Source organism: Candidatus Methylomirabilota bacterium (assembly GCA_035709005.1).
GTDB lineage: Bacteria > Methylomirabilota > Methylomirabilia > Rokubacteriales > CSP1-6 > 40CM-4-69-5.
Genome location: DASTFB010000103.1, coordinates 1 through 11,380, shown reverse-complemented (window position 1 = coordinate 11,380; position 11,380 = coordinate 1). Strand labels below are relative to the sequence as shown.

Below are 11,380 nucleotides of genomic sequence, written 5' to 3'. Positions count from 1 at the left end.
TTGATCGAGCAGGCCGGGTTCCGGAACGTCGAGGTGACCTGGCGGGGAAAGCCGTTCGAGGGCGCGTCGGGCCAGCGGAAGGCGGACAAATACGAGCTCGAGAGCCTCAACATCCGAGCCTGGAAGGGGGCACCATGATCTTCCGACAGTTTCTCGTTCCCAAGACCGGCTGCGCCAGCTACCTCTTCGGCTGAGGCGGCGCAGCTGCCTGCGCTGTGGTGGATCCACAGCAGGAGATCGAGCCCTACCTCGAAGCCGCCGGCCAGAAGGGGATGCGGATCACCCATATCTTCGAGACGCACGTCCAGGCGGACCACCTGTCCGGCGCGCGGAAGCTCGCCTCGGCGACGGGCGCCTCCGTGCTCCAGCACGCGTCCGCCGACGTTCGGTTCCCCCACGTGCCCGTAGAGGACGAGGAGGAGCACGAGCTGGGCAACGTGCGAGTGCGGGTGCTTCACACCCCCGGCCATACACCCGACGGCATCTCGCTGGTCGTCACCGACCTCACACGGGCGCCCGAGCCGTGGTTCGTCCTGACCGGGGACACGTTGTTCTCGGGTGGTGTCGGGCGTCCCGACCTGCTGGGTGACGGCGTGGAGACCACGCTGGCCTCCCAACTCTACGACAGCCTGCACGGCAAGCTCCTGCAGCTTCCCGACCACATCGAAGTGTATCCGGCGCACTTCGGAGGTGCCGCCTGCGGCAAGGGGCTCAGTGGCAAGCCGGGATCGACGATCGGCTTCGAGCGTCGCTTCAACCCGGCGCTGCAGGTCGTGTCCAGGCCCGACTTCGTCAGGTTTGTGCTGGCCGACCTGCCGCCTCAACCCGTGGGGTTCGCCGCAAATCGCCGGCGGAACCTGGGCCTCGAGTAGCGGGATTCGGCTCGGGCTCCGCGAGAACCTGCCGCAGTTCTCGCTGCTCGTCCTCATCAACGCCTTCGTGGGCGCCATGGTGGGGCTGGAGCGGACGATCCTGCCACTCCTGGGGGAGCAGGAGTTCGGGCTGACCTCGAAGACCGCCATCACGTCGTTCATCGTGAGCTTCGGCGTGACCAAGGCGGTGATCAACCTGGTGGCCGCCCGCATGTCCGACCGTATCGGCCGCCGGCCCATCCTCGTGGTCGGTTGGCTGCTGGCCTTGCCCGTCCCATTCCTCATCATTTACGCGCCCGCCTGGTGGTGGATCCAGGTCGCCAACGTGCTCCTCGGCGCCAACCAGGCCATGGCCTGGTCGATGACCGTGATCATGAAGGTCGATCTGGTCGGCCCGCGCCGGCGCGGACTTGCCCTGGGGCTGAACGAGTTCGCCGGCTACGTCTCCGTCGGCCTGATGTCCTGGCTGACCGGGTACCTTGCTGCGGTGTACGGGCTCCGGCCCGAGCCGTTCTATCTGGGAATCGCCATCGCCGTGATCGGGCTCGCGCTGTCGGTGCTCTTCGCGCGGGAGACGCAGGCCTACACGACGCTGGAGCCGATGGCGGCGACACGGTCATCGCCGGTCCGGGGGCTGTCGTTTGGACGCATCTTCGCGGTCACCAGCTTCCGGAACGTGGGCCTGTTCGCTGCTTGCCAGGCCGGTCTGGTGAACAACCTCAACGACGGCATGTCGTGGGGTATTTACCCGCTCTTCTTTGCCGCCCACGGCCTGGACGTCGCGCGCATCGGTGTTGTCAAGGCCGTCTACCCCACCGTCTGGGGCGTGTTGCAGGTCGTCACTGGTCCGCTCTCCGATCGCTTCGGCCGCAAGAGCCTGATCGCCTGGGGCATGGTGGTTCAGGCAACCGGGATCTGGCTCACTGTCCTCATGCCGCACTATGCGGCGTGGCTCGTGGGCGCGGCTCTCCAGGGTCTGGGGACGGCCATGGTCTACCCCACGCTCCTCGCCGCGATTACCGACCACGCGCAGCCGGCCTGGCGCGCCTCGAGCCTCGGTGTCTATCGCTTCTGGCGCGACCTGGGCTATGCGGTGGGCGCGCTGCTGGCCGGCGCTGTGGCCGATTTCGTCGGCTTCGGGGCCGCCATTCACATCGTCGCCGTTCTGACGTTGCTGTCCGGCGTCGTCGTTGCTGCCGTGATGCCGCAGCGGCTGGCTTGACATCAAAGCCGTCGTAGCGTACCTACGGCCCGTGCACGACACCGAGGACGAGCGGGAGCCGCAGCCGCGCGGCGCCCTGCTCTTCATCCTGATCTACCTGGCGATCCTCGCCGCGTTCTGGATCAACACCTACCTCCGGATCTGGAGGAGCTGACCGGATGGTCACGCGGCGGTCCACGACCGTGTACCTGTGGGAGCTGGCCTGGATCCTTCCGAGCTTCGCCATTCCGGTCGGCATGCTCGCCGCGCTCGCGGTCGCCGCCTTCGGGGCCGGCATCAACGTCACCGGCGACCAGGGCCGGATCGATCCCAGGAGAGTCGCCGAGCACCCGCTCTTCAAGGAGCCAGGCGTCGTCGAGATCGCGCCGGGGCAGTACGAGGTCCGGATGACCGCGCGGATCTGGTCCTTTACGCCCAACGAGATCCGCGTGCCCGCCGGCTCCACCGTCCACTTCTGGGCGACGAGCCAGGACCTGGTGCACGGGCTCCTGATCCCCCGGCACAACATCAACGTGATGCTCCTGCCCGGGCAGATCTCTCACGCGCAGGCGCGCTTCGACACGCCGGGGGAGTACCCGATCATCTGCCACGAATACTGCGGCATCGCGCACCACACGATGGCCGGCAAGATCATCGTCGAGCCGAGACGGTGACGCCGGCAGACCGGCGGCTGGCCGTCGCCAACCTGATCGTGGCCCTGGTCGCCCTGTTCGGCGGCGTGACGACCGGCCTTTTCCAGGCGCTGGGCTACGCCGGTGTCGAGATCTACTCGTCCCTGGCCCCGGTGATCCGCTCCCACTACCACAGCCTGTCGATCCACGGCGTGCTCAACGCCCTGGTGTGGACCACGTTCTTCATCAGCGGCTTCCTGCCCTTCGTCATGAGCCGGTCGCTGGGGACGGCCCTGGCCAGCCCCACGCTGGGCTGGGTGACCTTCTGGTTGATGGTGGCGGGGCTGGTCCTGGCCGCCGTTCCGCTCGTCGGCAATGCGGCGACGGTGATGTTCACCTTCTACCCGCCCCTCAAGGCGCACTGGGCGTTCTACATCGGCCTCACGCTGGTGGTCGTCGGGACCTGGCTGGTCACGCTGAATCTCGTGCTGACCTGGCGCGCCTGGCGAGCGCGGCACCCTGGGGTCCGGACGCCATTGCCGGCCTTCATGTCGCTCGTCACCTTCGCCATGTGGACGATCGCCTCCCTGGGCCTCGCCGTCGAGATGCTGCTCGTCGTCATCCCGTGGTCGCTGGATCTGGTGGCCGGCACCGACGCGCTGCTGGCCCGGACGCTGTTCTGGTTCACCGGTCACCCGATCGTCTACTTCTGGCTGCTGCCCGCGTACCTGTCCTGGTACACGCTGGTGCCGCGGCAGGCCGGCGGCAAGCTCTTCAGCGACCCGATGGCCCGAACCTCGTTCATCCTGTTCCTGATTCTCTCGACACCGATCGGCATCCATCACCAGTACACGGACCCCGGCATTCACCAGGGATGGAAGCTACTGCACGCCCTGCTCACCTTCGCGGTCTTCTTCCCCAGCTTGCTCACGTTCTTCAACGTCGTGGCCTCGCTGGAGACGGCGGGGCGGGCGCGCGGCGGAACGGGCTGGGTGGCCTGGTTCCGCAAGCTCCCCTGGGCGGACCCCTCCGTGGCCGCGCAGGTCCTCGCCATGGTGCTCTTCGCCTTCGGCGGCATCGGCGGCCTCATCAACGCCTCGTTCAACGTCAACATGATCGTGCACAACACGGCCTACATCGTGGGCCACCTGCATCTCACGGTGGGCACGGCGGTCACCCTCACCTTCATGGGCATCACGTACTGGTTGATCCCGCACCTGGCCGGGCGTCCGCTCTGGAGCCATCGCCTGGCCCTCGGGCAGGTCTGGCTCTGGTTCGCGGGGATGATGATCTTCTCGCCGGCGCTCCACGAGCTGGGGCTCCGTGGGATGCCGCGCCGGACCATGATCGGCCAGGTCTCCTACATGCAGCCCGAGTGGCAGACCCTGCTGCCCCTCGTGGGGATCGGCGGCACCCTTCTCTTCGTGAGCGCGGTGCTCTACTTCGCCAACGTGCTGCTCACGGCAGTGGTCTCCCGCCGCGTCCCGCAGCCAGCCGTGGAGTTCGCGGAGGCCATCTCGGGGGCGGACCAGGCGCCCGTCTTCCTGGATCGCTGGCGGCCATGGCTGGCCCTGGCCGCCGTCCTGATCGCCATCGCCTACGGGCCGACGCTGGTCCGGCTCGCCGCCACCACCTCGTTCGCCTCGCCCGGCTTCCGGGTCTGGTGACCGACCAGTCATGGTTGCTGGGCTACAATCCCCTCGTGCGGCGTGTATCGCATTCGCGGCATTGACGGCGGGGCGGAGCGGGGGCGAGATGGCGGAGCCCGGGGACGGGATGGCGGTCACCGTAAAGCGGCGGCGGTTCACACTCGAGGAATACCACCGCATGGGCGAGGTCGGCATCCTGCACGAGGACGACCGGGTCGAGCTCATCGAGGGCGAGATCCTCGAGATGACCCCTATCGGGAGTCGGCACGCCGCCACCGTCGCCCGCATCCACCATCTCTTCTCGACACGGCTCGGCGAGCGCGCGGTCGTGTGGAGTCAGAGCCCCCTGCTGCTCCGGCAATTCGAATCGGAGCCCCAACCCGACGCGATGCTGCTCGCCCCGCGCGCCGACTTTTACGCCAACGCGCTGCCGGAGCCCGAGCACGTTCGGTTGCTCGTCGAGGTCGCTGACACTTCCCTGGCGTACGACCGCCGGCGGAAGGTTCCGCTCTACGCCCGGGCTGGCATCGGCGAGGTCTGGCTCGTGGACCTGGCCGGCCGGGGGCTGGAGATCCATCGCCGACCAGCCGCTGGCGAATACCAGGACCTCCACTCACCGGGGCGGACCGAGAGGTTCACGTTGCTCGCGTTTCCGGACGTCGCCGTCACGCTCCCCGATCTGATGCGGTGATCCAGTCTCCGGGGATCGCCGGATAGAGCGGCCGCTCCGCTCGGGGCAGTGCGGCGAGGGCTCGCCCGCCGCCCCGGGCCGGCCAGTCGGCACCGACACAAGGAGCGCCAAAGCGCTGTGATCTTTCCAGACGTCACTGCGACAGTGGGCCGGACACCGATGGTCGAGCTCGCTCGCATGGCCAAGGGGTTGCCCGGTCGCTTGCTGGTCAAGCTGGAGATGCGCAACCCCTGCGGCAGCGTGAAGGACCGCGTCGGCGTGGCAATGGTGGATAGCGCGGAGCGTGAGGGACGCCTGCGACCCGGGATGACGCTCGTCGAGCCCACCGGAGGCAATACCGGCATCGGCCTTGCCCTTGCCGCCGCGATCCGGGGCTACCGCCTCATTCTCACGATGCCGGAAACCATGTCCACGGAGCGGGTCGCGTTGCTCCGGCACCTGGGAGCCGAGGTCGTGCTGACTCCGGGCATCCTGATGACCGAAGCCGTGGCCCAGGCCAAGCGGATCGTCGAAGAAACATCGGGGGCGATCATGCTCGATCAGTTCAGCAATCCGGCCAACGTCGAGATCCATCGCCGGACGACAGGGGTGGAGATCTGGGAGGACACGCAGGGTACCGTCGACATCTTCGTTTCGGCGGTCGGCACTGGCGGGACCATCACCGGCGTCGGTGAAATTCTCAAGGCACGCAAGGCCTGCGTGCGCGTGGTCGCGGTGGAGCCCGCCGGCGCTGCCGTGCTGTCCGGCCGGCCGCCCGGGGAGCATCGCATCCCCGGCATCGGTGTCGGCTTCATCCCCAGAATCCTGAACCGCTCGATTCTGGACGAGGTGATCGCCGTGTCGGACGAGGACGCCTTCGCCTGCGCGCGCCGGCTCGCGCGCGAGGAAGGCATTGTCGCCGGCGCCTCATCGGGTGCCGCCCTCCACGCCGCGCTCGCGCTCGCCGGGCGGGACGCCGCGGCCGGGAAGGTCATCGTGGTGCTGCTGGCCGACACCGGGGAGCGCTACATCACCACGACGCTGTTCGCCCGACACGGCGACACCCCGACGCCGGGTCGCTGAGACTTTGGGGTCGGACGATGCATTCATCCCCGGCACGCGGGGAGAGCTGACTCCGACGCCCGATCACCGGGAGTGGCGATGTCTTGACCCACGAGGCGGCGCGATTCATAATCGCTGGCAAAGTAAGGGCGATGGGGTTCGCCTAGAACCGCCCGAGCCGCGGGCTGATGACCCCTACCGGAAGAGTACCGGTAGGGGTTTTCGTTTATGGGCACCGAGAAGACTCACCGGCGGTTGCTGGGGGACCTGGAGGGCCTCGCGCACGAGGCCGGCGCGATCGAGCTCGCCCGTGAGGCGGGTATCGTTGCGGAGCGCTTGCGCGAGGGCCGCTTCTACGTCGCCTGCGTCGGGCAATTCAAACGCGGCAAATCGACCCTCATCAACGCCTTGGTCCAGGACAACGTGCTCCCCGTCGGCGTCGTCCCCGTGACGTCGGTGATCACCGTCGTACGCTGGGGTGAGCGGCTCGCCGCGCGCGTCCGCTTCGGCCAGCGGAGTTGGGACGATTGCGATCCCCGGACGCTGGAGACCTACGTGTCCGAGGAGCACAATCCGAGCAACGAGAAGGGCGTGAGCGGGGTCGAGGTGTTCGTCCCGAGCTCCCTGCTCGCGACAGGCATGTGCCTGGTGGATACCCCAGGGATCGCCTCGGTCTCGGCCGCGAACACCGCCGCTACGGGCGGGTTCGTTCCTCACATCGACGCCGCGCTCGTGGTGCTCGGCGCCGACCCCCCGATCTCCGGCGCGGAGCTGGCCCTCGTGGAGGCCATCGCGGGCACCGTGCAGGATGTGGTGTTCGTCCTGAACAAGGCCGACCGGCTGCCCGAGGGCGAGCGGGCCGAGGCCGTCCGGTTCACCGCGCGCGTGCTGGGGGAACGGCTCGGCCGCCCTGTCGGCCCGATCCTCCAGGTGAGCGCGGCCGAGCGCCTCGGCGGCGAGGGGCCTGCCCGGGACTGGGACGCGCTCGTTCTACGGCTCGAATCGCTGGTCCGGGACTCGGGGGCCGATCTGGTCCGGGCGGCCGAAGACCGCGAGGCGAGAGCGCTGGTGGACAGGCTGCTGGTCGAGCTGGATCAGCAGCGGTCGGTGCTCACGCGGCCCCTTGACGAGTCCGAGACGAGCATCGAGCTGCTGCGGCGGGCGATCGCAAACGCGGAGCGAGCGCTGGAGGAACTGGGGCCGCGGATGACGGCGGTTCAGGACCGGCTCATGCAGGAGTTCACCGCGGCGCGCGACGCCTTCCTCTCCGGCGCGATCGCCAGGGCTAGGAGGGATCTCGGGAACCGCCTGGCGGACGTCGTCCCCGCGGAGGGATCCCTGCGCATTCGGGCGCCGGAGGCGGCGGCCGACCTCGCCCGGCAGACGCTCGACGGCTGGCGCCACGTGCACGGACCGCACGTCGATCGGCTCTATCGCGACGCCATGCAGAGGTTCGTCAGCCTGTTCGGAGAGCTCTACGATTCCTTCGCCGCCATGCCTGGCTTGACTGGTCTCGTCCGCCCGCAGCTCGAGGCCGCCCTCACGCACCGCAGCGGCCTCTACTACACCGAGATGCTGACGGTGGCGCCCGTGTCGGCACCGCTTCGGTTCCTCGACGTCTTCCGCAGGCCGGAAGCCTGCCACCGGGCGGTGGAGCGAGACGCGATTGCGTATCTGGAGCGTTTGCTCGAGGTGAACACCGCGCGCATCACGAACGACCTCCAGGCGCGCGTGCGCCAGAGCCGGCGCGATCTCGAAGCGGACGTACGACGCCGGCTCGGCGACGCGATCACGTCCGCGGAACGCGCGCTGGCGCAAGCGCGGCAGACCCAGGAGGCCGGCGCTCTCGCCGTGCAGGACAGGCTGCAGGCGATCGCCGCGCTTCGCGCCAGGGTTGACGCGCTCGGCCAGCGGAGGCGATGAATGGACAATGTGTGGTTCCTGGCTGCCGTGTGGGTCGGGCTGGCCCTTGTGGCGACGCTGCTGGCGATCTGGCTTAGGATCTCCACGGCGCTGTCCGAGATTGTCGTGGGGACGGTCGCGCAACTCGTGATCGGGATCATCGTGGGGCCGCATGCCCTCGGCTCCTCCACCGCCTGGGTGACGTTTCTGGCCGGCGCCGGGGCCATCGTACTCACCTTCCTGGCCGGCGCCGAGCTGGATCCAGCGGTCTTCCGCACAAAGTGGAGGGAGGCGACCGTGGTCGGCGTCGCGGGATTCGTGGCGCCGTTCCTGGGAGCCGCGGCCATCGCGCGGTTCGTCCTGGGCTGGGATGTTGGTCCGAGCTGGCTGGCGGGGGTCGCCCTGTCCACGACGTCCGTGGCGGTGGTGTACGCGGTGATGCTGGAGCTGGGCTTCAACGCGGTCGAGTACGGGAAGGCGATCCTCGCCGCGTGCTTCATCAACGATCTCGGCACCGTCCTGGCCCTCGGGCTCATCTTCTCGCCGTTCACGCGGAAGACGCTGGTGTTCGTCGTCGTGTCCGCAGTCGTCTTTGTCGTGCTGCCGTTCATCACGCCTCGCTTCTTTCGCCGGTACGGTGGGCGGGTCTCGGAGCTGGAAGCGAAATTCATCCTGCTGGCCCTGTTCGGGATGGGCGGCCTGGCCATCTGGGCGGGGAGCGAAGCAGTGCTGCCAGCGTATGTCATCGGGATGGTCCTGGCGGGCACCGTGGGCAAGGACCACGTGCTGGTCCGGCGCCTTCGCACGCTGACGTTCGGGCTGCTGACGCCGTTCTATTTCATCCGGGCGGGGTCGTTCGTCTCCGTGCCGGTGCTCATCGGCGCGCCGCTGGTGCTGATCGTACTGTTCCTGGCCAAGATGGTCAGCAAGATCGCGGGCGTCCTGCCCGCCGTGGCGGCGTTCGGGTACACGCGGCAGGAGACGACGTACTACACGTTGATGATGTCCACCGGCCTGACGTTCGGAACGATCTCCGCCCTGTTCGGGCTGAGCCATGGCGTCATCACGGCCGAGCAGTACTCGCACCTCGTGGCGGCGGTCATCGGCAGCGCCGTCATCCCGACGTTGGTCGCCAACGCGCTATTCATGCCGCGACACCTTCAGCCTGGCAAGGCTGGCGGGCTGGCGCCTGAAGTCTCGCTGGAGAGCATCGGACGGGAGACATGAACGTCGGTCAGCGTCCCCGGCGGTGCTGAGGCGCGGCGAGCCGCCCCCTCGAGGAGCGCCGAGGGGTGAGCGTCGGCGTGAGGAGATCCCGCCTCAACCTGGGGGGTGGGCCCAGGGCAAGGCAAGCAGCGAGATGCCGCGACAACACGCCCCCGCAAACGCCGGGGTGGCGACGAGGAGGTGGCCCCTGCTAGAGCAGATCATGCTGGTTGGAGTCGGAGGTGCTATCGGATCGGTGCTGCGGCTGCTGGCGTCGGTGTTCGCCGCGAGGTGGTTCGGGGCGGAATTCCCGTATGGGACGCTGATCGTCAATCTCAGCGGGGCCTTCATCATCGGGTTGGTGCAGCAGCTGGGCACGGAAGCCCTGATGATTCGCGACAACGCCCGGATCTTCCTGACGACCGGCATGATGGGCGGTCTGACGACCTACTCCACGTTCAGCTACGAGACGGTTCGTTTGATGGAGGCCAACGCCTGGCATCAGGCCTGGGTGAACATCATCGTCACCACGACGATCTGTCTGAGTCTCTGCTTCCTGGGAATCGCGGCGGGCCGGCTGATCCTCACGCTGAGGGGGTGAGCCATGCGCAAGATCGAAGGCGAACAGGTCTTGATGCGGGTGTTTCTCGGTGAGAGCGACAAATGGGAGCGCCGGCCGCTCTACGCGGCATTGCTCGAACTGTTCCGGGCCAAGGGTCTCGCCGGCGCCACGGTCCTCCGAGGGGTCGCCGGGTTCGGCCCGAGCTCGATCGTCCACACGGCGGGCATTCTGAAGTTATCGGCAGATCTACCGATAGTGATCGAGGTGGTCGACACCGAGGAGCACCTCAACGGCGTGCTCCCGGAGGTCGACCGCATGATGAGCAGCGGGCTCATCACGATGGAGAAGGTCAAGGTCCTGCGCTACGAAGCCTGAGGGGAGGGCCGTCCGGTCGCCGACGAGCGGCCGCTCTCGGCGTAGCGAATGACGTGGGCCCGCTCGGTCATGATGATGCCACCGACCATGAGAGCCTCGAGCTTGGGCAGGACACGGGCGATGCGCTCCTCCGTATCCACCACCTCCAGTGCGATCGGCAGCCCCAGGGCGGCCACCTCGATCATCGTCGTGTGGATGTGGCGGTCGTGACCGAAGCCGGCGACGCCCTTCAGCACGGTCGTGCCGGCCAAGCCCTCGGCGCGCAGGAGCTCGAGGAGGTGACGGTACAGCGGCTCCCGGTCATGCGTGCGGGACTCACTGAGAATGAGCCGGAGGAGGACCTGTTCTCCTTTGATACCGCGCATCCCCTGCCTCCCGTTCTGCCACCTTACACCGATCGCTTGGCCAGGAGGATAGGTCACCAGACGGTCAGCCGCCCGTCAGAGCGCGCTCGGCCTCAGATACCCAGCCGGTCGCGCCGATGTCCGCGAAGATCTCCCGGGCGCGCTCGAGCATGCGCCGGCCCTCATCGGGCTGGTGCGCTAGCTTACAACGACCATAGGCAAGGAGGGTCTGGGCCACCTCGGGCAGCGCCTTCACCGGCTCCAGGAGGCCGAGGCTTTGTCGATACGCCGCGTCAGCGTCGTCAGAATCGCCTTTGGCCTCGTAGATCTGCCCGATGGCGCGCCAGGCCGCGCCTTGCTCGAGCGGTGACCGACTGCGTTCGCCGAGGCTCAGGCCGATGCGCACCCGCTCCAGCGCCTCTGGCAATTCGCCGTCGGTCAGGTGCACCAGCGCCCGCGCCGTGCTCGCATAGCTGACGGCAAAGGGGACGCTGGCCAGTCGAGATTCGGCCCAGCCCAGGCAGCGGCTGATCAGTCGCCGGGCCTCATCCCGATGGCCGAGCCTGAGGTGGGCCAGCCCCAGCCACGCCGAGACGTACACGATGACGGTATGCTCCCCGATCTCCCACGCGATCGGCAGGCTTCTCTCGGCCTCCGCGACCAGCTCTCGCCACGAGCCTTTGTAGTAGTACGGCTCGGCCACCATAGCCCCCCAGGCCTTGAGCCTGGAGTCGTCGAGCTCCCGCGCGATCTCGGAAGCTTGGGCAGCGTAGGCGAAAGCGTCCCCGAGTCGGCCCGCCCGCGAGCCCCAGCATCGGCCGCCGATCGCCATCATCAGCGCCTGCTCGAAGCGGTTGCCGAGGGCCCCGTTCAGCTCGATCGCCCGAGCGGTGTGGGCCAGCGCC

Annotated in this window: 13 protein-coding genes and 1 riboswitch; of the genes, 11 read left to right on the top strand and 2 right to left on the bottom strand. The window is 68.2% G+C overall.

The annotated features are described in order from the left end of the window. Positions 1 to 218: 218 nt before the first annotated feature. The 11 genes from VFR64_19265 (at position 219) to VFR64_19215 (ending at position 10,131) form a co-directional block, all read left to right on the top strand. Positions 219 to 872 (top strand): MBL fold metallo-hydrolase, encoded by a 654-nt coding sequence (locus VFR64_19265; protein HET9491875.1) that lies wholly within the window; start codon positions 219 to 221, stop codon positions 870 to 872. Then, a complete protein-coding gene (locus VFR64_19260; GenBank protein HET9491874.1) occupies positions 844 to 2,094 on the top strand; it encodes an MFS transporter in 1,251 nt (416 codons plus the stop codon). Before VFR64_19265 ends, VFR64_19260 begins: the two co-directional genes overlap by 29 nt. 31 nt (positions 2,095 to 2,125) lie before the next feature. After that, positions 2,126 to 2,248, top strand: a complete 123-nt coding sequence (locus VFR64_19255; GenBank protein ID HET9491873.1) for a hypothetical protein — start codon at positions 2,126 to 2,128, stop codon at positions 2,246 to 2,248. A 4-nt stretch (positions 2,249 to 2,252) separates the two neighbouring features. Continuing rightward, the gene (locus VFR64_19250) at positions 2,253 to 2,747 is read left to right on the top strand and encodes a cytochrome c oxidase subunit II (GenBank protein HET9491872.1); all 495 of its coding nucleotides are present in this window, start codon (positions 2,253 to 2,255) and stop codon (positions 2,745 to 2,747) included. After that, a complete protein-coding gene (locus VFR64_19245) occupies positions 2,744 to 4,372 on the top strand; it encodes a cbb3-type cytochrome c oxidase subunit I (GenBank protein ID HET9491871.1) in 1,629 nt (542 codons plus the stop codon). Before VFR64_19250 ends, VFR64_19245 begins: the two co-directional genes overlap by 4 nt. 88 nt (positions 4,373 to 4,460) lie before the next feature. Next, the gene (locus VFR64_19240) at positions 4,461 to 5,045 is read left to right on the top strand and encodes a Uma2 family endonuclease (GenBank protein ID HET9491870.1); all 585 of its coding nucleotides are present in this window, start codon (positions 4,461 to 4,463) and stop codon (positions 5,043 to 5,045) included. A gap of 117 nt (positions 5,046 to 5,162) precedes the next feature. Beyond that, positions 5,163 to 6,107 carry a cysteine synthase A gene (gene cysK, locus VFR64_19235; GenBank protein HET9491869.1) on the top strand — a complete coding sequence of 315 codons (945 nt, stop codon included), beginning with the start codon at positions 5,163 to 5,165 and terminating at the stop codon, positions 6,105 to 6,107. Positions 6,108 to 6,225: 118 nt separating this feature from the next. Further along, positions 6,226 to 6,291: riboswitch (Fluoride riboswitch) on the top strand. A gap of 23 nt (positions 6,292 to 6,314) precedes the next feature. Beyond that, positions 6,315 to 8,009, top strand: coding sequence for a dynamin family protein (locus VFR64_19230; protein ID HET9491868.1), 1,695 nt, complete (start codon positions 6,315 to 6,317; stop codon positions 8,007 to 8,009). Next, positions 8,010 to 9,215 carry a cation:proton antiporter gene (locus VFR64_19225; GenBank protein ID HET9491867.1) on the top strand — a complete coding sequence of 402 codons (1,206 nt, stop codon included), beginning with the start codon at positions 8,010 to 8,012 and terminating at the stop codon, positions 9,213 to 9,215. A 133-nt stretch (positions 9,216 to 9,348) separates the two neighbouring features. Continuing rightward, on the top strand, positions 9,349 to 9,795 hold the full coding sequence (crcB, locus tag VFR64_19220; protein ID HET9491866.1) for a fluoride efflux transporter CrcB: 447 nt from the start codon (positions 9,349 to 9,351) through the stop codon (positions 9,793 to 9,795). Between the two features lie 3 nt (positions 9,796 to 9,798). After that, complete coding sequence (locus VFR64_19215) at positions 9,799 to 10,131, top strand: DUF190 domain-containing protein (GenBank protein HET9491865.1); 333 nt, start codon at positions 9,799 to 9,801, stop codon at positions 10,129 to 10,131. Here VFR64_19215 and VFR64_19210 read toward each other — a convergent pair. After that, positions 10,119 to 10,496, bottom strand: a complete 378-nt coding sequence (locus VFR64_19210; GenBank protein HET9491864.1) for a DUF190 domain-containing protein — start codon at positions 10,494 to 10,496, stop codon at positions 10,119 to 10,121. The genes VFR64_19215 and VFR64_19210 overlap by 13 nt on opposite strands. A gap of 64 nt (positions 10,497 to 10,560) precedes the next feature. Further along, a partial coding sequence (locus VFR64_19205) for a hypothetical protein (GenBank protein ID HET9491863.1) occupies positions 10,561 to 11,380 on the bottom strand: 820 nt, incomplete at its 5' end.

What these genes read in the sequence shown, in the direction of transcription:
- VFR64_19250 (HET9491872.1), top strand. Translation starts at nt 2,253, where the DNA reads ATGGTCACGCGGCGGTCCACGACCGTGTACCTGTGGGAGCTGGCCTGG.
- VFR64_19240 (HET9491870.1), top strand. Translation starts at nt 4,461, where the DNA reads ATGGCGGAGCCCGGGGACGGGATGGCGGTCACCGTAAAGCGGCGGCGG.
- VFR64_19230 (HET9491868.1), top strand. Translation starts at nt 6,315, where the DNA reads ATGGGCACCGAGAAGACTCACCGGCGGTTGCTGGGGGACCTGGAGGGC.
- VFR64_19225 (HET9491867.1), top strand. Translation starts at nt 8,010, where the DNA reads ATGGACAATGTGTGGTTCCTGGCTGCCGTGTGGGTCGGGCTGGCCCTT.
- crcB (HET9491866.1), top strand. Translation starts at nt 9,349, where the DNA reads ATGCCGCGACAACACGCCCCCGCAAACGCCGGGGTGGCGACGAGGAGG.
- VFR64_19215 (HET9491865.1), top strand. Translation starts at nt 9,799, where the DNA reads ATGCGCAAGATCGAAGGCGAACAGGTCTTGATGCGGGTGTTTCTCGGT.
- VFR64_19210 (HET9491864.1), bottom strand. Translation starts at nt 10,496, where the DNA reads ATGCGCGGTATCAAAGGAGAACAGGTCCTCCTCCGGCTCATTCTCAGT.